This is a genomic window from Candidatus Ozemobacteraceae bacterium, assembly GCA_035373905.1.
GTDB lineage: Bacteria > Muiribacteriota > Ozemobacteria > Ozemobacterales > Ozemobacteraceae > MWAR01.
In genome coordinates this window covers 1-25,235 of the sequence record DAOSOK010000053.1, presented here as the reverse complement: position 1 = coordinate 25,235, position 25,235 = coordinate 1, and the positions used below count along the sequence as shown (strand labels likewise).

Genomic DNA, 25,235 nt, shown 5'->3' with positions numbered 1-25,235 from the left:
CAGCGCCGCGGGCCCCCGACCGACAAACCGGAAATGGGGCCCATCGGAAATGAAGGACGGACACACCGGACCTCGACATCACACCGGAATATCGATTGATATAGGTGATAACGGCCTGGAGAATGATTTTCTGGGCGCCCTTGTCCTGGACATCGATCATACTGCCATGCGTCATTTTCGGCATCGTGCCCATCCCCCTTTCGAACGTTCATTCATCACCCAGGGCTTCCAGCAACCCGGGCCATTTCTTTTCGATCTCCTCGAGAGCAGAGCGCAAGGACCAACGACTGCTAAACACGCCAACCCATTCCTCCTCGATCCAGCGGTCATTTTGATGCGGAGGTATCTGGACCGTCATATAGCCGGCCTTTTTCAGCCTGTTGTACATCATCTGCGCGGTTTTACACCGTGCGCTATGAATGATGACCATGGGACGATGGTCGGCCTTCGACAGCGAAGTTTCCAGCCATTCCACGACATCCATGCCATCGCCGGGCCAGGGCATTGTTTCACCCGGGCGGTAGAGATCATAATCGAGAGATATGAAGGCGACTTCCGTGATGTTCGCTTTCAACCATTCGATGGCGGCGCGGGCTTCATGCAAATACACCGGCGTATATACCTGATTCAAAGGCACGAGAGCCGCGGTCATCCGTTCGATGCGGGCAGGGTCGTTTTCTATGATGCATAGGTATCGGGTCTTACTCGAATCCTCCGGGTTTTCGATCATCGGCATCACCTCTTTCGATGCTTGTTACCCCCTTCATTTTGCCCAGGATATTTTCCCTTCATCCATACATTCGAAAATTCTCAGACAAAATTTCACAGTATCTGAAAAAAATATTCAGTGCCCTTCCTGGTATGTGGATTTTGATGTTTATCAAGGTGCGGAGACCCTGATTGGGTCGCTTTTTCGAAAAAGCGGTCGCCATTGATCTGAACGTTCATTCCGGCGATGAGCGGCTCCTTGCCTTGCTGCGGCCGCATATCGGCAAGGGAGGGAGGTATTCCGCCGTGACAAGGGCGAGGAACCGCTGGTCTGGATCGAAGCCGGGGGCTGACCCTGCTCGTCATCGCACCGCAGATATTATCAGATACTATATATAATACTACAATGCTGCTGTATGCCGGCCACTCGACGCTCGAATGGCCGCATTTGGTATGCCGAAGTTACCGTGATGTTCTTCAGCGAAACAATGTTCGGCAATCAAAGAGCCAGAAAGGGATGCTGGAGGACTTCCTTGACGTGCCACTGTCTGAAGGCATCTGCGGGTTTGTAGTCAGCGCGGGTGGGAACGCGGATTTTCCGTCCGAGGAAGCGGAGAAGCCATTCTTCCTTTCCCGGGCCGCTCGTTTCTTCCGACACGACGACCTGGAGCGATTCCGTCAATCCCCAGGCGCCGCGGTCGAAAAGCTTGTGATGAAGAGCGCAGAGGCAAAGACCGTTCGGCTCTTCGGCGGGACCACCCGCCTGATGCCATTTGATGTGGGCCGCCTCGACGCCGATCGGTGCGAGACCGAGCTGAAGGCCGAGGTCGCAAACACAACACCGATACTCGTATGCACGAAGGATTCGATGGCGGAATTCCGCATTTCTTTTCTGGCTAGCTAATGTAGCTGTATATATATCATTAGTGCTATCGATATCAATCCCGGCATTCGAACCCATCAGACATTCGAGTCCGGTTTCCAAAAGAAGATCTTCGTGATACGACTCGGGGAAGTGAGCAATGAGTATCGATCTGGCGACGTCCCTGATCAGCTTCGGATCTTTCTTCAGCGCATCATACACATCCGACGGGAAACCTCCGGCAGCATCGTTCTGAAGAAACAGACCGCGGCTGATTCCGGAGAAGTTCTTTTCATTTCTGAGGCGCTCAACGCAGGGGATTTCCCATAATCCGTCAGACTGCATGTACCAGAAGGGAAATTCCGGGTGATAGGAACGGCGATACGGTCCGAAGTCGCGAAGAAGTTTTGCAAGCTTCCGCTCGATATCGGCAAATCTGACGAGCCGTTCACTTCCTGCCGCGACTCTCCCGAGCGAAAGTAAAACCAGCAGAGGCTTGTGAGGAGCGCGCTGGTCTCCTCTCTTCCAGACTTTCAGCTTTGAAAAACGGCGAAGGATATCACTCCGCGTATTGTCAGGAATTACCACTCGTCTCATATGTTAGGCAACAGCTATCATGAGTAATATATAATTCCTCCAGACCGACAAGGCACAGCCGTTCGCCCTGAGCTTGTCGAAGGGCGAGTGCATTCGTGCTTCGACAAGCTCAGCACGAACGGTATCGAGTATGCGGGTGATTGTCGTGTTCCTTGTGACGAGTAGTACCATGTGGAACACTATACCGCGACCTGCCGAGATTCTCCAACGCCAGTACCGCCCGTCGGGATGTCGATACGCTCTTGATTATCAAGGAATACGAACGGTCGCATAGGGAACGCGAGTCAGACCGCGATCGCCCAGGAGCGTTTGCGCGTCAGACCTGAGCTTTTTCGCGCCGATGCAGGCCGTGAAGATCGGAAGCCTCGCGGTCAGGTGGTTTTCCTCGAGGCTGAAGCCCGTTTCCATTCGATCTGGGCGAAGGCGTTGTGGTTGTGAATGCTTTCCTGGTTGGTGGCCTTGATGGCGAACCAGGTTATCCGGGGGTCATTCTGCAGCCGTTGGGCGACATTCCGCACCATGTCTTCGACAAACGCAGGGTTGTCGTAGGCCAGCATCGTGACATGTCGTTCATCAGGTCGTTTGAGCATGGGGTAGACCGGCGCGGAGGCAGATTCTTCCGCAATCTGGATCAATTCTTCAATCCAGACGAGGTCTCGCAACCCGGAGCGCAACTTCCGGCAACGGACACGGATTTCGATGATTCCCCGCTGGTTGTGGGCCCCATATTCGCTGATCGATTTACTGCAGGGGCAAACGCTCGTCACGGGAACGGCGACGCCCAGGATAAAATCCTCCCTGTTGCCGTTGGCTTCCCCGATAAACAGGCATTCATAGTCCATGAGAGCCCTGGCCCTGGAAACCGGGGCCTCCCGTTCGAGAAAGTACGGGAATTCCACTTCGACGCGGGCTTTTTCGGCATCGAGGCGGGTCTTCAAATCCGCGAGGATCGTTGGAACCGTATTCATCGTAACCTCGCCCCGATGCCGGTTGAGGACCTCGATGAATCGACTCATGTGGGTCCCCTTGAACTGGTGAGGGAGGCTCACCGAAAGCGACACCTGGGCCACCGTTTCCTGGCGTCCCTGCGCCCGGTCGAGAACAGTGATGGGAATGCGCAACCCCGTGACCCCGACGTTGTCGAGCGGGATTGCCCGATGATCGCGCATGGATTGTGTATCGTGCAACGGCATGGCTGAAACTCTTTCTTCCGACGGCAAATCTCAAATTCCGGATCGGCAGATTGTAACCGAATTCCAGCCGGAAGCCAAGGTTGCCCTTGATCCGTCTTTCCCGACAGATCTCTCGGCGCCAGGCATCTCACGAATCCGTCGAACGATCGCGACTTGGTATAGAGACCTCTATTTCAGATTCGCGATGTTCTCATACATATTCGCTTCGGATGCATCCAGCACGCCTTTCTCATCCGGCGAGACGCGAGATTTTTGAAACATGACGAGAAGAAGGACCGGATGCCTGATATACTTCGAGAGGCGGAAGTACGCCTGGGAATACATCGTATCGCATGAACGACGGATCGCTTCCTTGCGTCCTGGTCGTCAACGATGCCGGCGTCGTTTCATCATGCATCTGGAAATTCCATGTTGAAGAAATAGGCGGATATCATGAGAGTACGCATGCTGGTCGCCCTTTTTGCGCTGGTCCTCGCGGTTCCAGACGCGGCGAGGTGTTTTGAACATGTCTTCAGATCAAGCGGGGAGCATCTCCTGGCTCCGAAGATTTCGGAGATTCGGCCGGCGTCGTTCAGGGTCGGGTGGGCGACGTATGCGTCGGCAGATGCGACGACGCATTACCAGGTGCGGATCGATCATGCGCTGTTCGGGGCGTCGCTGACGGGGGACCACGCACCTGGTCATCCGCTTCTGGAAGGGGCCGCCATCCGATCGTCTCGAAAGGCTCATGCGCGAGGTACAGTCCGCCTCGGCGCGATTCGACACGAGCTCCGTGCAGATCATCGATCTCGTGGCATACGCGATGCCGCTCACCCCGGGCCACGCATTCCGACTCGCACCGCCTGAACCGCCGGCCCTCGGTCGTATTCCCACCGAAACGGGCTTCTGCCTCATCATCGGCCACGACGGCACGATACGGACCGCATTTCCCATCACCTCCGCCGCCCGGTTCCAGGACGAGCTCACGAAAGACCTGACCTCACAGCCGCGGGCGGAGGATATCGAGCGGCTAAAATCCAGTTTCGAGGAACTTCATCGAATCATCCACTGAGACATTCAATACAATGATGCGCCCCCCGGAGAAATGAGGTCGACCCTTACGTTCCCTCTCGTATCCCCGTGATGCAAAACGGCCAGCCGTTTCCCCTGCATGACACTGGCTGTTTCAGGCGTTGCATGATATATTTGTTTGCAGACGCGAAGAAAAAGACATGCGTCTGTGCCGCCGGCTGATGAGCCCGATCATGTCCGTGCGGCAGTTCAGCACTATGAAGCGACGAGGAAGTTTGATGGACACACGTGCGTCAGACGCCATGGAACGATTCCATGCCGAGCAACGTCTCCGCGAGAGCGAGGAACGATACCGCGCCATCGCCGAACTGACCGGGGAATGGATCTGGACGATGGACCTCGAAGGCCGTCACACGTCGTCCAATGCGATGTTGCAGGCGATCCTGGGTTATTCTCCGGAGGAGTTCCTCGGGAAACCGGCCTTTCCGTTCATGCATCCGGATGACAGCGCCTGGGTCAAGGCGGAACTTTCGGGCCTTCTCGCCGAAAAGCGCGGTTGGCGGCGCTGGATCATCCGCTGGCGCCGCCGGGACGGAAATTATCTATATCTCGAGAGCAACGCCGAGCCGATCATCGACGGGGGCGGCCGCATGCTCGGATTCCGTGGTTCCGACCGCGACGTGACGGAACGCATCGTCTCCGCGCGGATGGAAAAAATCTATCACGACGTCGTTCACAATCTCTATTCCTGCAGGGATCTCCGCGAAGCGGCGGAAAAGGTGCTTCACGCAGGTCTTCAGCTCGACTGTGTCGACTGCGGCGGTTTCTATGTCGTCAACCATCGTACAGGCTCGCTCGAATTAATCGCGCATCACGGCTTGTCGAACGAGTATATCTCCGCCGTAACCCGGTTTGAGGCCGATTCGCCGCGCCTGAAAATGCTTCGAGACAGCGGGCCTCTCTACGTCAACCATCCGGAGTCTTTTCCGAATGACCGAGGAATCATCATGAGGGAACGCCTTCGCGGAATCGCCGTCATCCCGGTGAAGAGCGGCGATCGGCTCGTCGCCGTTCTCAACCTGGCTTCGCACGTGCATGACTCGATCCCGGCCGAGTCACGACGCTGCATCGAGATGATCGCTCTCCAGGCCGGAACGATGCTCCTGCGTTTACGGAGCGATCTCGCGTTGCGCGAGAACGAAGAAGTATTCCGGCAGTTCCTCGACCATAGTCCTGCATATATATATATCAAAGATGATACTCTGAAATATACCATTCTGAGCCGAAATCACGAGGGCCTTTTGGGAAAGCCTATTCCAGAAATGATCGGGAAGCAGGCGAATGACCTTTTCCCGCCGGAGGCGGCAGGCCGGATGAATGACGGCGATCGCATCGTTCTGCGTGAAGGCCGGGAGTTTTCCTATGAAACCCTGGTAAACGGCCGGTGGTATACGAACATCACCTTTCCCATCACGATCAGCGGAAATCCTCCGTCCGTCGCCGGATATTCCATCGATATCACCGACAGAAAAAACGCGGAAGCGGCAATATCGGCAGAAAAGGAACAGCTGGCGACCACGCTCAGAAGCATCGGGGACGGCGTGATCACGACGGATATCGAAGGCCGGATCCAGATCATGAACAAGGTCGCCGAAGACATCACCGGCCAGTCCCAGGACGAGGCCCTGGGGCGTCCCTTCGAGACCGTGCTGGCCGCCTCCCCCGAAAGCACCTCGAAGGCTTTCGCGAGCCTCTTCGAAGAGGCCGTCAGGACCGGTCGCATCGTCGAAACCGCAGGGCATTCCGAGTTCGTTTCGAGAGCCGGCGGCCGGCATGAGATTTCAGCTTCGGCAGCGCCCCTCAGGGACCGCACGGGCGCCATCACCGGCATCGTCACCGTCATCCGTGATATGACGGAGAAGCTGAAAATGATGGAGAGCCTGCGGCGCATCGACAAACTCGATTCGCTCGGTCTGCTCGCCGGCGGCATCGCGCACGACTTCAACAATCTCCTGTGCGGGATTCTCGGTCATCTCGACCTTGCCAGGATGCACAGAAACAATCCGGAAGACGTCCTACGACATCTCGACAAGGCTCTCGGCGTCTTTTCCAGGGCCCGCGACCTGACCCAGCAGCTGCTTTCCATCTCGAAGGGAGGCGCTCCAAAACGCAAGGCGGGACGGCTGACGGACGTCCTCGAGGACAGCGCTGCATTCGCTCTCTCGGGCTCGAATATCTTGTGCAATTTCAAGTTCGAGCAAGATCTTTGGCTCTGCGAGTTCGACGAGAACCAGGTCGGCCAGGTGATCAGCAACATCGTGATCAACGCCCAGCAGGCGATGCCTCGCGGCGGCCGGATCGTCATCACCGCCGGCAACATGCACCTGAAAAGCGGCGAAGTTCCCTCTCTCGGAGCGGGCAAATATGTCCGAGTGTCCATCGCCGATTCAGGCGTCGGGATTCCCGGGGACCTGCTCGGCCGGATCTTCGACCCTTTTTTCTCGACGAAGCAGTTGGGAAACGGTCTCGGCCTCTCGATCTGTTACTCCATCATGCGGAAGCACGACGGGCTCATTCTCGTCGAATCGGAGCAGGGAAAGGGATCAACGTTCCATCTGTATTTTCCCGCGTCAGGCAGCATCGCCGGGACGGCTGACGGCTGCAGACTGCACCAACACCGGGGTTCGGGCACCATTCTGATCATGGACGACGAGACCGTGATTCGCGATGTGCTGGGACAGATGCTCCAATCCATGGGCTACAGCGTCGTCATGGCCGGTGATGGCCGCGAGGCGCTAAGGATTTTCGCCGAGTCCCGGGATACGGGGGAATCGATCCGCGCAGCCTTCTTCGACCTGACGATCCCAGACGGCATGGGCGGGAAGGAAGCAATACGGGAATTGAGGATGTCGTTCCCCGACCTGCCGGTTTTCGTCTCGAGCGGATACGTCGAAGACCCCGCGATCTTACACCCCGAAAATTTCTGCTTCACGGCCAGCATTCGCAAGCCTTACCTGATCACCGACCTTGCCGATCTCCTGAACCGCCATCTGATATTCCGTCAGACCTGATATATATCACTATCGATAACGTATCTCCCTACCACCAAAAAGAAACACTCCCCCGCCGAAGCCTGAGGAGTGTTTCTCGTATGCGTATTAGTATTCTTCGAACATGCTGATGCCGTCGGCGTCGGCGACGAAGATTCTGCCCCGGTATTTTTTGATCCAGAAGGGAGTACGAACGCTGCCCCACACGGCCATGGCGGTGTCTTGCCGGAGGCCGATCTCCCAGACCGTCGACCAGCCGCCGTTCTGGTTTACAAGTTTGTAAATGCTGTTTCTGTCGGGATCGGCTACGAGATGATACGCCGAATCGTCTTCGAGCCAGTCGTAGCCGAAGGGAACGCCCGTCGATCCGGCGGCCGGGGCCAGCGTGTGGGTCATGGGCGCCGTCATGATCGAACCGTATTCATCAAGACTGTATGACCTGATGGTGCGGTCGGCGGTGATCGCCATGATGTCCACGGGATACGAGTTCGAGAACTGGTAGTAATCCATGGCCATGACCCCTGACGGCAAATTGATCGAGGTGACCCTCGGGATACCCGGCAACTGAAGGTTGGCGCTTTCCATCTCCGTTCCGGCCATATTGAATGCCATGCGGGCGCCGTTGTAGAACTCTCCCTTCCCGTAGAACGCCGTGCCCGAGAGCATGAGCCCGGTCGATTCGCTCGAGATGGTCGCCGAGGGAACCCCGCCGACGAGGTTCTGATACTGGAAATATATTCCACTATACGGAGGAATTCCCTGCGCGATCAAATGAACCGATGAGAGGTTGCCCATGGCGTCGCTGGCGACATACATGTCCTGGAACATCCAACTGGAGGCGATCGGCTTGAACCACTGGCCGTCGTAGCCCTCGGGAAGCGACTGGGTAAACGTATTGCCTGAGATGTTCAGTCGGCGTTCGTGAACGGCATTATTCATGAGGAAGAAGATCCGGTTGTCGTTGAGGGGCGGCAGGATGATTTTCTGCGGCAGAGTTTCCGAGAAACCCAGCTTCGACCAACTCTTGAAGTCGCGGAACACGAGGCGATTCCCGATGTCGACAGACGGCCCCGACGCGAGGTAGTTCCCGTCTGCCGACATCAGGCCGGAGACGTTCAGCTTCAGCGTGGCGTTCGTCGAGGGAAGCGGCGAACCGAACGCGAGATCGGCGAACAACCCGGTCCGGTCGGCGGTAACGGTCGTCGGGACGATCCATTCCCGATTGATCGGCGTTTGGTACAGCTGGTCGAGTTCGAAGTTTTCGACGGCGTACACCGCGGGGTTGGTCATGGCGGAGAGGTTCGCCGCTCTGTCGAACGTCACGCGGATCACGGTATCGGACGTCTGGGTTGCCACGTAGGTCATGCGATTTTTCACGAGCAGCGAGCAGGAGATCGTGCCCGAGCCGAGGTCGTCGTATACCCTGACGCGGAACGCGTACGCCCCGGCCGTTGTGGGGGTTCCCTCGAGAATGCCGGAGGAAGCCACGGCGGTGAGAGTCAGGCCCGGCGGCATATTTGCATCCGGGAGGGACCAGGAGGAAGGATTAGGTCCGTTTGTTGTCGTGAAGACGTACCGATACCCGAGACCGACGACGCCAGTCGGGAGGGTCACCGACGGCGACCCGACGATCTCGTAGACCGACGCCTCGCTCTGAACGCTTATCATGCCGCTCCAGGTGGCGGATTTCGAGGTTGCGGCATCCGTGACGGTGATCGTAAACGAATAAGGGCCGGCCGCCGTCGGGGTACCTTTCAACAGGCCGTTCGAGCGGTCGAGCGTGAGCCAGGCCGGAAGATCGGAACTCGTCCAGGTTACCGCGCCGACGGCGCCGGCCACGTCGATGTAGCGCAGGAACTCGACGCCAACGATGGCTCCCAGGTTTCCCGGATCGACGATGCCGAATGCGTCTCCTGTCACGCTGATCATTGAAGAATACGTGGCCGCCTGGCCGTAACGATCATGCACGACGACTTCGAATGTCTGCGGGCCAACCTCTCGAGGCGCGCCGGAAATCACGCCGTCCTTCGAGATGGATAAGCCCGCCGGGAGGGTGCCGGTCCAGGTATAGGGCTCGGCACCGCCGTCCGCCTCGAACGCGTGCGTGAACTCCTTGTATGCCACGGCTTCCAGGGCTCCCGGGTCGAGCACGCGCACCGGGTTGGCAAGCACCGTGCCGTTGACGTAGCCCTTCAGGGCCGTCTGGAAAAACAGCACCCTGTCGGTGGCGGGGTCGTAATCCTCGATAGCGCCGATGCCGACGCTCTTCAGCAGGTAGATGACCGCCTTTTCCACGGTTCTGCCGGTGTCGGCCGAGTAGGGATTCCCGGGAACGGCATAGGTCGTCGTGATCTCGATGGGAACGGCGAGTTCCGCGCCTCCGGCCGCCATCGGAAGATTCACGAGCAGATCATATTCGCCGACCGTGGCGGTCTTGGTGCAGGTGACGGTCTGGCCCTTGTAGGTGAACGTCACGGTGGCCACGGTGACGTCGCCGGTCACGACCGGATCATTGAGAATCTTCCAGGGCTTTCCGCCGTTGAAGGAGCTGTTCGGGCCGTAGTAGAAGAGACCGCCGGTAACGGCAAACCGGTAGCTTCCCTCGAGCTGGGAGGACTCGTTTCCGGGGAAGAGATCGGCCGCGATCGAACGGCGAATATCGCGCACCGAGCCGAGCGGGGCGTCATAGCTGTAGGGCATGCCGCCGGTTCCGAGGGTGGCGTCGAGCTGCGAGAAGGCGAGAGGTGACCTGACGACCGTGTACACGATGCGTCCGTCGATGCTCGTCGGCGCCGACACGGTCTGGAGGATGCCGTAGTCCGTCCGCGGGACGCCCTGAGTCTCGATGGCGTAGAAGAGTTTGTCGCCTTCACGGGCAGGGAAAAACTCGGCGAGCGAAGCGTTCACGGCGAGATTTCCCTCGCCACCGTCGACGCCGATCCCGTCGATGGCATACGCGCCGTTCTCGAAGACGAGATAGAAGACGATCACTATGGGCTCATCGAAGCCGAAACAGGTGGCGGGAACGACGTATCGTCCCTCGCTCCAGGAGATTTCGGAGCGCATGATATCGAAGGTGTAGCTCGCGTCGTCGGCGGGGTTGTTGATGTCGTTTCCGAACGAGCGGACCCAGAGGCGTTCGACGCTGCTTCCGGCGACCCCTGAGGCGCGGCGCTGGGCGGAAAAGTAGTTTGCCGCCTTCACCGGATCTCTCGAGGAGATCGCGTCGAAGAACCCTTTCAGCGTCGCCCGGATCGCCGTCACATCGGCCGGCGCGGCCGGTGCGGTTCCACTGCCGCCGCCCCCGAGACATCCGAGAGCAAAGACAACCGCAGTGACGAGAATCACGGTCGACAGGATCGCGAAACGGTTCTTCATGGCAATACCTCGAAATACGTGATATGAAAAGAACGTTATACGAAGGCGAGCATACCATACCCTTCGAAGGCTTACTTCGAAGATTTCTCACTGATGGAACCCGAGGTGCCGTTTTGTTCTCATCAAACCGTGCTTCGATCCGTGTTTCGGTATTCTGATGCCGGCGAAGACGAACAGATTTCCTCCGGACGTTCTCGCGATGCTTTCGGAGCTGACCAAACGAGACGGCGAATACGTTTCGCACGTGTCTGCGCTCTGCCTGCTCGGCGTCTTTCCCGGCCCATGCGAGCGACTGACGATCGTCACGCGCCGCCGCCGCCGCAACAGGATGCTGGGGGACACGCCGCTCGTCTTCGTCACGCACGGAGCGGGACGGCCTGCGCACACACAGGACGTGCTCGTCGGAACTTCGCGGATCACGGTCTCGACGATCGAGCAGACGCTCGTCGACCTCTTCGCCGACCTCGATCACGCACCTGATCTCGTGACGCTGGCCGGGCTCCTTGGCGGCGCCCCCTTTCAGGCGCACAGCCTGCTCCAGACGGCCGCGCAGACCTCCGACACCGTCTTGAAGCGGATATCCTTCTTGCTTGCCTGGAGCGGACGCATGGCCCACCCGGAACTTCCGCCGCCGGGTCTCTCGCGCACCCCCGTGAAACTCGACCCGCGCGACGCCGCCGGAAGGATGTCCTGGGACGGCCGGTTTTTCATCCGTTATCCGACGTCCCTGCTCGGTCGTCCCCTGCCCCGTCCGCGCGCGAACGCGCCGGCAGAAACGCTCGAACGCCTGACGTTCCGGAACCATCCGGTCGTGCGCGACCGCATCGTCCGGACAGAATACCTTCCTCTCTATAACCATGACGATCCTGACTTCCTGCGGTGGCTCGACGCTATCGTCATCGCTTTCCTCCAGCCTTCCGCCCACGTTTCGCTCCACGGTTTTCTCTCGTCCTTCGCCGACCGCGAACCGTTCGAGCGGCAGTCCGTTCCGCGGCTCGTCACGAGATACGTCGAACGTCATCCCGGCCTTCTCGAACCGAGGCGGGGAGACGTCCTGAACTGGGTCAGGGCGCATCTCGACGCACGCGGTCCCGCCGTCGTCGAGGCCGTCGTCAGAATCGCGATCGTCATGGGGTTCCACGAGGAGGCTCTCGCCGCCATTTCCCGACACGGGGCACTTTTGTTCGACGCCGGCAGGATCGATCTCCTGCAGAAGGCGATCGGGCGATATCTTGATTCGGAGCTCCCCCTGCCTTCCGGCCTGTTCGTCATCGCGGCGAAAATCTCCGCCCGCGAGAACAGGCTCGTCGATGGACTCGCGCTTCTCGACCGGGGCAAATCACTCTACGAAGGCCTCGATGGCGGTGAGGCGGAGTTCGGCGACCTCGCGCTCGCCACGGGCGACATCCTGCGGTTGTCCGGCAGGCTCACCGAGTCGATGGCCGAGCTGTCCCTCGCACGAGAATGCTTCATTTCGGCAAAGCTGCCGTCGAAAATCGCCGAGACGGACGATGCATTCGGTCGGCTCATGATCACCCGGGAACGGCCCGAGGAAGCGCGGCGGTATTTTCTCTCGGCCCTGTCGTCGGCGTGGTCGTCACGATCCGCCCTCGAACAGGCCCGTATTCTCGAGAATCTCGGTCTCGTCGAGCACGATCTCGGGAACTCGAGGCGGGCGGCCTTGTATCTGTCGCGGGCGGTCTCGCTCCATTCGCAGCTTGGGAATCGCCCCGGAGCCGCATCGGCAGGCCTTCTCCTCGGCGTGTTGCATCTCTCGATGGGACATCTGACGAAGGCCTTCCGCCTGTTCAAGGACGTCCGGGCGTCGATGGAGAAACTCGGACATGCGGGCGGTTCGTTCGAGGCCGCAGCGTATCTCGGATGGACCTGCGATCTTCTTGGGAAGCAGGGAGCGGCAGATTCGTGGTGGTCAATGCTTCCCTCGCCCGACCATCTGGAGCCCCGCGTTCGCTCAACGATCGACCATCTCCGGGCGCAACGACGACTTCTGCTCGGCGACGCGCGCGGAGGGCTCTCCTTGTTCCAGACGCTGCTTTCGAGCATTCAGGGGATCGAACTGTCGAATTCCGAACTCGGCGACATTGCTTTCGGCATGGGCGTCTGCATGGCGCGCCTCGGCATGCCCGACGCCCCGGGAACGCTTTCCCGCGCTCTCGCCAGAATGGCATCCACGCCGCACCGCGTCCGGACCAGGCAATCCCGCATCCTCGCCGGTCTTCTGTTTCCCGACGTCGTTTCGTCCCGGCAGGTCTCCGAGGATATACGGCTGTATCCCGGAACGAACGGTTTCGACCCCTTCTGGCCCCTCTACGCCGGTCCCCTCGCGGCCATCGAAACCACGGAGTCTTCCGCCCTCCTCGATCATCTCGTCGGAAAAACCCCGCCCGACCTGCTCGCCGCGTTCCGGCAACGCGAACGCGATTTCAACCGACTCCTGAGTCTTCGTGAAAACGGACCTTCGCGCGCCGCCCAATTCGTGACGCTGATCCGGAACGGGCAGGCGAGGCCGATGCATATCGATGACTATTCCGTCTGGAAGCGTTCCGTCCGTTCCGACGCATTCACGTTCGACGGAACGTCCGGCGAGATCCGCCACGGAAGGAGCACGGCCGTTCTCAAGCCCGGTTCGATCCCGCACCGGATGCTCAGCCAGTTGTTTCTGGCCTTTCCCAATCCCGTCGATTCGGCTTCGTTGTACACAAGTGCCTGGGGCCTTCCGTACGATCCGGAATGCGACCAGGCCGCCTTCAAGAGCGCGATACTCCGCCTGAACGCCATTCTCAGGGCCGTGTACCCCGGCGCCTCGCTGGCGCGGCCGGCCGGTGGAACCACTTCCACCACCCGCGTCGTCGTCCTCACTCTCCCGGGCGAATGGGAAGCCATCATCTGATCCGCACCGCACAAACTGCATATTTCATGTAACATCAGAGTCGCGCCGTTCCGACACGCGCGTATGACACGCCGTTCAGAGGAAACGCCTGTTTTGTACCCTGCCGCCGGATTGTATCGACGTCGATACAGAGGTATCATTGTATCTGGATGACTCGTTACCATCCCAGGAGGAGTATAGAGAATGTATAAGCATCTGCTAATGATCGTAACGGTTCTGTTTCTTTCCCTCGTATCCGTCGTGCCCGGTTTTGCGGCTTTCGACGGGTATGCCCCCGGGCACAAGCATTTCGACCTGCAGACGCAGACGTTCCAGATCGTTCGCCAGTATTGGCTCTCGACGGAACTCCTCATCGAGTATACGAAAAATCCCACCGAAGAGAACATGGCCAGGTACAACAGCTGCCTCGAGATTCATGCCAAGCAGAGCTCGGAGCTTGCGAAGTTCCTGCTCGCGACCCTCGAAGAAAATCTCGAGTCGCTCGAAGCCGTCAGCGACATTTACAAGTCGCTCGATCCGGCGGCGCGCCGCGCCCTGACGACGGCGCTCGGCGTCGTGAAAGCAGCGGTCGTCCAGCAGGTCACGACAAAGATCTCTCCCGACCAGTTCCGCGAATACTTTCCCGGCTACGGCTACACCGAGCCCGGATACAAGTATCGCAAGGGGCGCGAAATCGACCGCGAGAACAAGGGCTCGACCTGGCAGTCCGAAGAGCAGTCGATACAGACGAACTTCCAGGCCGAACTGACGATCAGCCTCGACATCCTTGACATCCTCAAGGGCATGGCTTCCGGCGGCGTCATCAAGAACCTGAAGGTGCATCAACAGTTCGAAGGCCACATGAACGGCCAGCCGATCCTTCTCGCAAAAGTGTCGTTCCAGGTCATCAAGACCATCACCACCCGCACCAACCGAAAGTTCGACGTGAACAAGATCTGGTTCGAGCTCCTCCGCGCCAAGTCGAACGGCTGGTCGACGGGCGAATGGGAGATCTGCGGCAAGACGTATGAAATCATCAACGAACCGACCGGCGAAGAAGTCGTCACCAACGTGAAACAGTAAGGTTCCCCCCGTCCCCGGCCGATAGTAGGAGAAGGAGGAGGGACACGACGTGAGAGGTTTCGGTTTTCCGTTTCTGACGGCAATAATTGCCGGGTCGCTCCTGAGCGGCCCGGCTTTCTGCGGTACCCTTCGTTTCGTGACGACCAAGGAATCGGTCGATGCGGAGGCCATGTCCGAGCGACTTTCCGCTCTTCCCTCACGCGACAGGGCTTTTGCCGCCATTCGCGAGGAGGGGGGGCGCGTTGCCGACTCCATCCGCACGATCGTCGGAACCTGCGATCCTGAGGCGCGGGACATCTGGGCCGCCCGCGGCGTCACCGCCCGTCTTTCGGACGAACAGGTCGACCGATTGAACGCCGAATGGCCGTCTCTCCGATTCGAAACGCTTGATTCCACTGCTGTCCCGGTCTCGAACGACATCGCCGACGCCCCACCCCAACGTATGCCCCCGTCCTGGAACCATGTCATGTGCGGCTCATGGGATCTCGCCCGTCTCCGGAACCTCACCGGGAAAGGAGTGATGGTCGCCGTCATCGGTCCCGACGTACCGTTCGATCATCCGGCAATCGCCGATCGTATCGTCGTCCGTCGCACGTTCGGCAGATCACCCGCGCGCGGCACCGACGACCTGATGCTGTTGCACCCACTCGGCCTGCTTGCGGGAAAGGCCTCCGAGAAACCGATCGGCACGGCTCCTGACGTCTCCATCGCCCTTGCGACCCTTCCTCGCGGGAAGGTTGCCGCCGACGATCTTCTTTCCGCCATCCAATGGGCTCTCGAACCCGTCGAGGGAACGCGGCCCGCCGCCCTCCTGCTCGCCGTCGACTTCCAGAGCGCAGCCCCCCGCGCCATTCGCGATGCGCTTGCTGCCTGCAAAATGGCTGGGATTCTTCCGATCCTTCCCGCGGGCAACAACCCCAGCCGGATCACCGGCATGGCGGCGCTTCCTGATGTCCTGACCATCGGGGCTCTCGACCAATGGAAGTCGCGGGCAGCGTTCTCCGGTTGCGGCCCCGCCATCGTCGACGGCTGCCAGCTCCGCAAGCCTGACTACATGGCCCCCGGACTCGCCGTCACGGGCCCAGCGACCGGAAACACCTACCGGCAGGGATCGGGAACCCTCCAGGCGGCGGCGCATTTCGCCGGCGTCTGGGCTCAGATCCGCCAGTCGAAGCCTGACGTCGAACTCGAGACGATCCTCGCGACCCTGGCCCTCACCAGCCGAGATCTCGGACCGACGGGCCCGGATAACGATTACGGGAACGGCCTCGCCGACCCGCTCGCCATGCTCCAGTATCTCGAAAATCCCCCGGCCCCGCCGGATGCCTCGGACACGCTCCCCGTTCCCCCTCTGTAACGCATCGAAGAACCGGAACGGCGAAAGCGCCGCGCAACGATCGCGCGGCGCTTTCGCCGTATCCAGGGTCCCGCAGCTCAGTCGTTCTTGTCCGGCGGCCTCATCGTCTCGATGGCGTTCCCGCCCTTGCTTCGGGCAGCTTCGATGAGCTTCTCGACGGACTCGACGAACTGCTCCATGCTCATCACGTTGTCGTAGGTCGCCAGCCCGAAACTCGCCGTCACGTGGATCTCGGACGACTTGTTCGTCAGTTTCTGGGCGGGGATCGCTGCGCGCAGTTTCTCGGCAACCGTCATGCTGCCCTCGAAACCCGTGTCGGATAGGATGATGCCGAACTTGTCGCCGCCGATTCGGCAGGCGATGTCGTTGAACCGGATATGCCGGCGGATCAGACAGCCGGTGCGGGACAGCACGAAATCGCCCGTGTCGTTCCCGAGGCTCCCGTTGATATCGCGGAACCCGTCGATGTCGAAGACGATCAGGGACAGCGCGGATTTCACACGTCTCGAGCGGGAGATTTCCTGGGCGAGCCTCATCTTGAAATAGTGAGCCGTATACAATTTCGTGAGCCCGTCGGAGATTCCGAGCTTGTAGAGGTTGGCGTTCTTGAGGGCGATTCCCAGTTGGGCGCTCAGGAGGCGGGCGAGATTGAAATCGCGCTCGGTCAGCTCCAGGCCGTCGATGCGGTCGGTCAGGGAGACGAGGCCGAGGACTTCTTCCTGGACGATGATCGGGATGACGATGAACGACTTCGAGGCGTAGGCGGACGCACGCGGAAACTGGAACCGCTTTTCCTTCGTAGTGTCTGCCACGAACAAGGGCTCCATTTTCTGGATGACGTAGCGGGAAATCGGAGACGACCACTGGTCGAGGACGAGGGGGAGCGTGCGGATCGTCTGGCAGATGCGAAACTTGTTCTCGTTGGCGTCCAGGATGGAGAGCGAAAATTTTCCGACCTTCAGGATGTTGGCGAAGATCCGCTCGACGGTGAACGGCAGGTTCGCGATCTCGAGCTCGGAGGAGATCAGCTGGCTGGCCTCCCGGACGGCGTCGAGCTCCTTCACGTGGAGATCGAGCTCCTGGTTCGTCTCCTTGAGCTGCTCGAGAAGGCGGAACGTATTTATAGCCGACGATATATTCCTGGCGAGGGTCGTCATGATATCGACGTCGTAGGATTCCTTCTCTTCGGTGCGGAACGTGTTTCCCAGGAGCAGCACGCCGAGCACGTCGCTGTCGATGCGGAGGAGATAACAGCCGGCGACCTCGTCCTTCGAGAAGATGGCCGATATTTCAGGATTCTCGTGAAGCAGAGTGTCGGTGACCTCAAGGGATTCCTGGCGGGAGATCTGCTGGATCAGCTTGGTCGAGATCCGGAATTTCGGGAGGCGCTCCTGGGTTTTGAGCTTGATGTCGACGGCGCTGTGCATCTCTTCTTTTGACGGATCGTAGATGAAGATCGCACCCCTGGAAATGCCGAGAGTGCCGAGCATGATCCGGAGCATCGAGCGCAGGCCAGTCTCGAGGTCGCGCTTCTGCGAGAGGAACGAGCTGAGATCGAGGAAACTGCCGAGGATGTATTTGAGCCGCTCGATCCGCTTGCGCTCGCGCACGATGTCGTCGACGCCCTGCGGATCGACCTGGAGCCGCTTCTTCACCATCTTGATGAGGGTGCCCGACGGCGGGAACGACGAAACCTCGCAGCCGTCCATCAGCTTTTCCATCAGCATCAGGCCCCAGCCGCGCTTGTAGGACGATTTCATCTTCTTCTTGATGTCGGGTTTTTCGACCGTCGAAGGGTCGAACCCCGTGCCGAAGTCGCGCACTTCGATGGTGAGGAGGTCCTGGTCGTGGGTGAAGGCCGCGTAGATGTCCTGGTTCGTGTCGGGGAGGCCCTTCGGGGCGTGTTCTTTCGCGTTGATGATCGCTTCGATGAATGCAAGGCGCATCTCGTCGATCGTTTCGGGCATGAAGCCGCATTTTTTCGCGAACGAATCGAGATATTCGCAGGCCTCGAGTTCGGAATCCCGCTCGTTGGCGATCTTCATGAACAGGTGTTTTATCATCGACGGCACGGATGCCCTCCTTGAACTCCCCTGGCAATGCGGCACAGCAAATGCGGTCTCCTGCCTGAAGGCAGAACACGGTATCATAGTATGATCGACCGGGACTCGTGTCAAGACGAACGTCTGAAGTGCGGAGGATTTTCAGGAAAATTTCCGGATTTCGTCCGCTCACGAAAGACGCGTTCCGGGGCATCCGGGTTCGCAGCATGGTCGATTTTCGGTGAATGTCTTCGCCGGCATCAGACATCGGCCGATACATAGGGGCGTATTGCATCTACGTTGAACCAGGCACAGAGATGCCAGGGGGGATTGCCCATGGATGAAGTCGTCGTCGTAAGCCAGAATCCGGTCAAAACCGTCATCAACCCCGTTTCCAAGCCGCCGGCCAAGCCGAAACCCGCAGGCACGTTCATGAATTTCTTCCTGATGATGCCGCTGGCGATCGTCGTCCTGCTCCAGGCTTTTTTCTTCGGAAAACTGATCGGGTCGTATACGAGCCTTCCCGTCTTCACGATCCAGTCGTATGTCTTCCTTGGGGGCCTCGGCGTGCTGATGCTCCTGATGCATTTCATGATGCGCTCGATCGTCTACACCTCGTTGTTCGGATTCATGCTCGCGGCGGGCGTCTTCAACGCATGGTTCGGGGACTTCTGGACCCCGTTCATCAACAACTGGCGAGAAATTCTCGGGATCATGAAAACCGCCTGGTCGAAGAAGGACATCCCCTTCCCGATCCTCATGTCCGGCGGCATATCGATCATCCTCGTCGGCCTGACGCTGGCGAACTTTTTTGTATCGCTGTTCGTCAAATACTTCTTCGAGGTGCTGTTCGGCTCCGAATGGGCGGACGGCCGGAAATACGGCTACTCCGCTGCCATCCTGCTCCTTCTGGGTATTCATTTCGGGTTCGCCAGTTTCGCCGGTGAAGCCGGAAGCCGCATCCTCTGGAGCCGGCCGGACCTCTACGCTCCGCTCGAGGAATACCTCGCCCGCATTCCCAGCGCCGCCCAGTTCGGAGCGGAACACGTCTGGAGCTACGATACGAGCGTCGCGAAAGCGTTCAAGGGTGCGACGGGCGACCTGATCCGCAGCAAAGAGGAAAAGGCCGCGATTCCAGCCCCCGCGTGGACCCGATGCGATCAACCGTTCATCCCGACCCGTCAGGGGCTCGTCTGTTACGACAAGGACTTTCTGACACAGACCGCGTCCTGTTCGTGGCCGGGGAAGCTTCCCGGGCTCGAACTTCCGCCGGAAGACGCATCTCCCGATATCGGCATTCCCATGCTCATCCGAACCGACGTCGCGCCGGGACTGGTGCTGGCGATGTTTGATTACGGCTACTGGGGCGCCGTTTCCCTGAAAACGGGGGCGATGCTCTGGATCAAGGGAATCGACGCCACGCAGCGAATCAACCGGTATTTCACCGAGGAGTTCCTGCGGAGCCCGTACGTCGCCTTCGCGAACAACATTCTCGTCTTCGCCTGCCAGAATGCCAGGATCGTGGCTCTGAAAGCCGACACCGGCGACCAGCTCTGGGAATACCAGCACAAGGACACGAAATACTCCGGAAAAGGCCAGCGCGCGCTGCTCACCATCAGCAACGACCGCGTCTACGCCGGGTTCATCTCCGGCGCGGTCGTCACCTTCGATCTCGCGAAGGGGACGAAAGTCTACGAGGCGCGCGGCTCCGACTGGCATCCCGTCACGGCTCCCGTCCCGATGAAGGACGAGTGCGCCTTCCTCTCGGAAAACGGCGAGTATGTGAGGCTGCAACTCGACGGTGGCCGGATCAGCTCACGGAAGATGATCATGGAGCATCGGCTTCCTCTGATGCCCGCCGCCGTCGACATCGCGAACGGATATCTCGGATTCAAGGACATTCTCTGGAAAATCGACCCGGCCGACGGGAAGTTCGAGAAGGCGCGGGAGTTCCCGAAGCACATCTACGCGGCCGGCCCCGTGTTCGAGGACAAGATGATGTATATCGGCACTCAGGACGGCTGGGTCATCGGGATGCACCGTGAAAGCTACGCCGAGAAATGGCGCGTTCACGTCGGTGGCGAACTGACCGAGGAGTCTCTCGTCGTCGCCGATTTCGGCCTTCTCGTCCGGACGAAATCCGGCTCGCTCTTCTGCCTGAGGAAGGGCGCAGAGTGATCGCGCGAATGGAACGAAGCCGGTCATGACGCAGGGGCGGGAATGAAACCCGCCCCTGCGTCAGATATCAATAGATATATTGTTGCTCCCTCGTGACTATTTCTTGTCTTTTTTCGGGGCGTCGAGCTGCTTCTGGCAGTAGTCGATGCGCTCCTCGGTCAGCTTTTTCATCGTCGCGTCGGGATTGAACTCGAGGTATTTCCGGTAATTGTCGAGAGCGTCACGGAACTGGCCCTTGAAGCCGTAGACGGATGCGAGGTTATAATAGGCATCGGCGAACTGCGGCTCGAACAGGATCGCCTTCTTGTAGAACTCGACGGCACGGTCATTTTCATCGATCTGGTAATAGGCGATGCCGAGGTTATTGCAGATTTTGGCCTGTTTCGGGGCCGATTTGAGGGCTTCCTTCCAGTTCGTGATCGCATCCTGGATCTTGCCCATCTTGAAGAGACAGTTTCCGATGTTGTTCAGGATTTCCGCATTTCTCGGAGCCTGTTGGAGGGCCGCCCTGTTGGCGTCGAGCGCCTCCTGATACCGTTTTTTCTCGTACAGTTCGATCGCCTCGTGGTAAAAATCGGCCGCCGACTTGCTCGTGCTGACAGCCTTCGCCGCAGGGATTTCCGCCTGTTTCACCGAAGTTTCGTGTTTCGCCGATTTTTCGGGCTCGTCCTTCTTCGCGGACTTTTGCTTCTCGTCTGCCGATTTCTTCTCGTCGATCTTCTTCGCCTTGGAATCTTCTTTTGCCTTTTCCTCGGCCTTCGCCGGAGTCTGCTCCTTCTGTCCGGTTTTTTCCGCCGCCTTCGCCGGCGTCTTCGCTTCGGCCTTCGCCTTTTCGTCTGCCGCGGCTTTATCACCGGCTTTCTGTGCGGAGGCGGCCTTTTCCTTCCCCGTTTCAGGCTTGGAAGCGTCGGCTTTGCCCGTCTGGGATTCCTTCCCCTCGGGCATTTTCACCGAGCTGTGCGCATCGGGCTTTCTCTGCTCGCCGGTCGTTTTCTGTGCGGTCGCGGCAACGGCTGTATCCTTCTTCTCTCCCGGCTTCGCGGAATCGGCAACGCCTTTCGGAAGCGCCGGCGCTGCCGTATGCGAGGCGACGGGAGGTTCGGAGGCATGCTTCGGTTCGGCGGCGGCCTCTTTCGCAAGCTGCTTCTCGACGACGCTGTTGAAGATCCAGCCCCTGGTTCCATCGTCAAACACCACCTTGAGCCAGCCCTTCTCCTCGAATTCGATGGTATACCTGTCGCCGCGAAGTTTCTTCGTGACGACGCTCGAGGAGTGGTTCGCCTCGGAACGGACGTTGATATAACTGCCGTGCACCTTTCCCTCGCGGGCCCCGGCGGCCCAGAGCGGCGTAACGGCGATCAATCCTGCTGTGACGACTCCGACGATGATGCGTTTCATCGAATGTACTCCTTCCGGATCAGGTCTCGTTATTGGAACAAGACCATACCAGACCCGGCCGGGCCTGTCAATGCGACGGTCTATCGGACACGCTCATCGACAGGGTCATGACGAGATCGTCCGCGGTCGAGCGCCCGCGAGCAATTGCTATAGATACATCTATAGAATCTCCAGACGCGAGCGGCCCGACGCCCGCGGGGGTCCCCGTCAGGATGAGGTCTCCCGGCATCAGGGTCATGCAGCCGCTGATATGGGCGATCAGGTCGGCGTACGAAAAGACGAGAGACGTCGTCCAGTCGTCCTGGACCGTTTTCCCGTTCAGAACGGTCGTCAGCCGCGCATCCGACGCCCACGGGCCGAAGGGAAGGATAACCGGTCCCAGCGGACAGAACGTGTCGAACCCCTTCGCCCGCGTCCACTGCCCGTCGGCCTTCTGGAGTTCTCGGGCGGTGACGTCGATGGCGAGCGTCACGCCGGCCACGATGTCCAGGGCCGTTTCACGGCTGACGTTCGCGGCTTCCGTTCCGATCACCAGGACGAGTTCGCCTTCGTAATCGATCCTCCCGAAACCGGAAGGGAGGAGGATTGTTCCATCCGGACCCGCGAGCGAACTTGCCGGCTTCATGAACCACAGTGGCTCTTTCGGAATCGTATTGCCGAGTTCCTCCGCGTGCGGGCGGTAGTTCCTGCCGACGCAGAGAATCTTGGAACCGCCGAAAGGCGCTTCGAGCCGACCCGCAGATGATATTCCTTGTGATATTATATGAGGAGTTGGAATACTGTCTTGCGCCGCCTTCAGGCGGGAAAGACCCTCCTCGAAGGTTACCGATTCCCATGCGGCGTCGGAGTCGCTCCACCAGCGCCACACGTTCGAGCCTTTCGCATCGCATCCTTTTCCAAGCATGGGATCCAAACCTCCAGTATCGATCGAGTCCTGCGTCGGGAAAACGCCCCGTTCGCCCTGAGCCTGTCGAAGCCCGTCCTGAGCCTCCCGAAGGGGGCGAGAGCCTCTCGTGCTTCGACAGTCTCAGCACGAACGGGAACGCCGGATCGACTTTTTGGGATGGAGAATCAGTGAAGGACGCGCACGAACTTGCGCGTCTCCGTAAATGAAACGGGCCGCCTCCCGGCGGCCCGCTGTCAGGATCAATGGGCCTGTTGTTTCACGTATGGCAGCTGGCCGCCGGCGAGAAGCATCTTGCGATCGAGGTCGGTCAGGGTGTGAGTGACGTGGATGTCGAAGTTGCGGGTCTTGTTTCGAATCACGAGTTCCCCGGTGAGGCCGTGAACGTCCATCGACAGTTCGTCGCCCAGCTGGATCTTGTCGTAATCGCCTGGATTCTTGAATGTCAGCGGGACGATGCCGAAGTTGACGAGGTTCGCGAGGTGGATGCGGGCGAAACTCTTGACCACGACGGCTTTCACGCCGAGATACATCGGACACAGCGCCGCATGCTCACGGGAACTGCCCTGGCCGTAGTTCTCGCCGCCGACGATGAAGCCGCCCTTCTTCTCCGTGGCGCGCTTGTAGAACTCCTTATCGACGCCCTCGAAGACGTGCTTCGCGTATTCAGGCACGTTCGAGCGAAGGGGCAGATATTTGCCGGCCGGCATGATGTGGTCGGTGGTGATGTTGTCGCCGACCTTGATCAGGACCGAGCCGCCGAGTTCCTTTTCCATGGCGCCTCGCACAGGCAGCGGGGCGATATTCGGGCCGCGCGAGATCTCGATCTTCGAGCCTTCCTTCGGCGGGAAGATGAACATCGAGTCGTCGATCGTGAATGCCTTGGGCATGCTGACCTTCGGCGCCTTCTCATATTTGCGTGGATCGGTGAAACGACCTTCGATCGCGGCGGCGGCGGCAACCTCGGGGCTGACCAGGAAGATCTGGCCGGTTGCGGTTCCCGAGCGGCCTTCGAAGTTGCGGTTGCTGGTGCGCAGGGAGACACCGTTTGTGGGCGGAGCGAAGCCCTGGCCGATACAGGGGCCGCAGGCACTCTCGAGGATGCGGGCACCGGCGGCGATCAGGTCGGCAAGGTAGCCCTTGTCGGCGAGCATGCGGAGCACCTGGCGCGAGCCGGGCGCGATGCCGAGCGAGCATTCGGGATGGACGGACTTTCCCTTCAGGATCATGGCGGCTTTCACCATGTCCGTGTAGCTCGAGTTGGTGCAGCTTCCGATCATGACCTGGTGAACCCTCATGCCTTCGAGTTCGCGAACGGGCTTGACCTTGTCGGGCATGTGCGGACAGGCAGCGAGCGGCTCGACCTCGTCCAGATCGATCTCGATCACGCGGTCGTACGTCGCGCCCTTGTCGGGGCCCAGCTCCTGCCAGTCGTCGCCACGGCCCTGGGCGACCAGAAACGCCTTGGTGACGTCGTCGCTGGGGAACACCGAAGTAGTCGCGCCCAGTTCGGCGCCCATGTTGGTGATCGTCGCGCGTTCGGGCACGGTGAGGTTCTTCAGGCCGGGGCCGGTGTATTCATACACATAACCGACGCCGCCCTTGACGGTCTCGCGGCGCAGGATTTCGAGGATGACGTCCTTCGCGCTGACCCAGGGCTGGAGCTTGCCCTTCAGAACGACGTTGACGACCGCGGGCATCTTCAGTTTGAAGGGAAAACCCGCCATCGCCATCGCGACGTCCTGGCCGCCGGCGCCGATCGCGAGCATGCCGATGCCGCCGCCGGTCGGAGTGTGGCTGTCGGAGCCAAGCAGAGTCTTGCCGGGCTTGCCGAATCTCTCGAGATGCACCTGGTGGCAGATGCCGTTGCCTGGCCGCGAGAAGACCAAGCCGTGTTTCGCGGCAATCGTTTGTAAAAAAGCGTGATCGTCGGGGTTCTTGAAGTCTTCCTGCATCGTGTTGTGATCGACGTAGCTGACCGACAGCTCGGTCTTGACGCGCGGCACGCCGAGCGCCTCGAACTGCAGATACGCCATCGTGCCGGTCGCATCCTGCGTCAGCGTCTGGTCCATGCGGATCTCAATCGGGCTCTGCGGCTTCATTTCACCGGAAACAAGATGGGCCTGGATGATTTTCTGGGTGAGATTCAGAGACATTCCTTCCTCCTGGTGTGTTCTGATAAAAAAAGAGTCGGCCGGTCGATGATTGCCTTCTGGTGGCAGTTTTTTCGTTCGGTGACCCTTGAAAGACCATGGTTACCTGTCCTGCGGAACGCCCTCCTCTTTCCGTCCTTCCTCGGCTCGGGACGTCGGGGCCGGGGAAACCGTTCCTGAAGCGGGTGCGGCCTTCTTGATGGAGAGACCTGTCAGAGGGATATCTACAACGATATCTTCGTTTCCGTCAACATCCGAGGGCTCGAGCGGGTTTTTCCCCTTCGACCTGACGAGGACCAGCGCCGATTCGTCGTGGTCGGGGCACGTTCCAGGCTCGTCCTGTTCGTAGCCGCATTCCGGACACCGATAGATGTCTGGAAGGAACTTCTGGTTTTCCTTGCCCTCGCGAAGGAACAGATCTTCACCGGTCT

15 protein-coding genes are annotated in these 25,235 nt (G+C 59.6%); 7 read left to right on the top strand and 8 right to left on the bottom strand.

Features of this window, described 5'->3' with window-relative positions; translation table 11 throughout:
- Positions 1 to 208 precede the first annotated feature (208 nt).
- Positions 209 to 730: a hypothetical protein gene (locus PLU72_18725; protein HOT30220.1), complete on the bottom strand. Its 522-nt coding sequence runs from the start codon at positions 728 to 730 to the stop codon at positions 209 to 211.
- A 384-nt stretch (positions 731 to 1,114) separates the two neighbouring features.
- Here PLU72_18725 and PLU72_18720 point away from each other — a divergent pair, with 384 nt between their 5' ends.
- Complete coding sequence (locus PLU72_18720) at positions 1,115 to 1,612, top strand: hypothetical protein (protein HOT30219.1); 498 nt, start codon at positions 1,115 to 1,117, stop codon at positions 1,610 to 1,612.
- A gap of 926 nt (positions 1,613 to 2,538) precedes the next feature.
- Here PLU72_18720 and folE2 read toward each other — a convergent pair.
- A complete protein-coding gene (folE2, locus tag PLU72_18715; GenBank protein HOT30218.1) occupies positions 2,539 to 3,360 on the bottom strand; it encodes a GTP cyclohydrolase FolE2 in 822 nt (273 codons plus the stop codon).
- 727 nt (positions 3,361 to 4,087) lie between these two features.
- Here folE2 and PLU72_18710 point away from each other — a divergent pair.
- Positions 4,088 to 4,411, top strand: a complete 324-nt coding sequence (locus tag PLU72_18710) for a hypothetical protein (GenBank protein ID HOT30217.1) — start codon at positions 4,088 to 4,090, stop codon at positions 4,409 to 4,411.
- A gap of 238 nt (positions 4,412 to 4,649) precedes the next feature.
- Positions 4,650 to 7,442 (top strand): PAS domain S-box protein, encoded by a 2,793-nt coding sequence (locus PLU72_18705; protein ID HOT30216.1) that lies wholly within the window; start codon positions 4,650 to 4,652, stop codon positions 7,440 to 7,442.
- A gap of 87 nt (positions 7,443 to 7,529) precedes the next feature.
- Here PLU72_18705 and PLU72_18700 read toward each other — a convergent pair whose 3' ends face one another.
- The gene (locus PLU72_18700; GenBank protein HOT30215.1) at positions 7,530 to 10,799 is read right to left on the bottom strand and encodes an Ig domain-containing protein; all 3,270 of its coding nucleotides are present in this window, start codon (positions 10,797 to 10,799) and stop codon (positions 7,530 to 7,532) included.
- A 157-nt stretch (positions 10,800 to 10,956) separates the two neighbouring features.
- Here PLU72_18700 and PLU72_18695 point away from each other — a divergent pair, with 157 nt between their 5' ends.
- From PLU72_18695 to PLU72_18685, 3 genes are all read left to right on the top strand, one after another.
- Positions 10,957 to 13,710 (top strand): tetratricopeptide repeat protein, encoded by a 2,754-nt coding sequence (locus PLU72_18695; GenBank protein HOT30214.1) that lies wholly within the window; start codon positions 10,957 to 10,959, stop codon positions 13,708 to 13,710.
- A gap of 183 nt (positions 13,711 to 13,893) precedes the next feature.
- The gene (locus PLU72_18690) at positions 13,894 to 14,772 is read left to right on the top strand and encodes a hypothetical protein (GenBank protein HOT30213.1); all 879 of its coding nucleotides are present in this window, start codon (positions 13,894 to 13,896) and stop codon (positions 14,770 to 14,772) included.
- Positions 14,773 to 14,821: 49 nt separating this feature from the next.
- A complete protein-coding gene (locus PLU72_18685) occupies positions 14,822 to 16,129 on the top strand; it encodes a S8 family serine peptidase (protein ID HOT30212.1) in 1,308 nt (435 codons plus the stop codon).
- Between the two features lie 77 nt (positions 16,130 to 16,206).
- On the opposite strand, the gene PLU72_18680 is transcribed toward PLU72_18685, so the two are convergent.
- Positions 16,207 to 18,192, bottom strand: a complete 1,986-nt coding sequence (locus PLU72_18680; GenBank protein ID HOT30211.1) for a diguanylate cyclase — start codon at positions 18,190 to 18,192, stop codon at positions 16,207 to 16,209.
- A 315-nt stretch (positions 18,193 to 18,507) separates the two neighbouring features.
- On the opposite strand from PLU72_18680, the gene PLU72_18675 reads away from it, so the two are divergent.
- Positions 18,508 to 20,349, top strand: coding sequence for a PQQ-binding-like beta-propeller repeat protein (locus PLU72_18675; GenBank protein ID HOT30210.1), 1,842 nt, complete (start codon positions 18,508 to 18,510; stop codon positions 20,347 to 20,349).
- Between the two features lie 96 nt (positions 20,350 to 20,445).
- Here PLU72_18675 and PLU72_18670 read toward each other — a convergent pair whose 3' ends face one another.
- The 4 genes from PLU72_18670 to PLU72_18655 form a co-directional block, all read right to left on the bottom strand.
- Entirely contained in the window at positions 20,446 to 21,747 is a 1,302-nt protein-coding gene (locus PLU72_18670; GenBank protein ID HOT30209.1) for a tetratricopeptide repeat protein, read from the bottom strand.
- Between the two features lie 67 nt (positions 21,748 to 21,814).
- A complete protein-coding gene (locus PLU72_18665) occupies positions 21,815 to 22,651 on the bottom strand; it encodes a fumarylacetoacetate hydrolase family protein (GenBank protein HOT30208.1) in 837 nt (278 codons plus the stop codon).
- A gap of 242 nt (positions 22,652 to 22,893) precedes the next feature.
- The gene (locus PLU72_18660; GenBank protein HOT30207.1) at positions 22,894 to 24,807 is read right to left on the bottom strand and encodes an aconitate hydratase; all 1,914 of its coding nucleotides are present in this window, start codon (positions 24,805 to 24,807) and stop codon (positions 22,894 to 22,896) included.
- A 99-nt stretch (positions 24,808 to 24,906) separates the two neighbouring features.
- Positions 24,907 to 25,235 (bottom strand): hypothetical protein (locus PLU72_18655; GenBank protein ID HOT30206.1); only part of this gene is annotated, 329 nt, incomplete at its 5' end.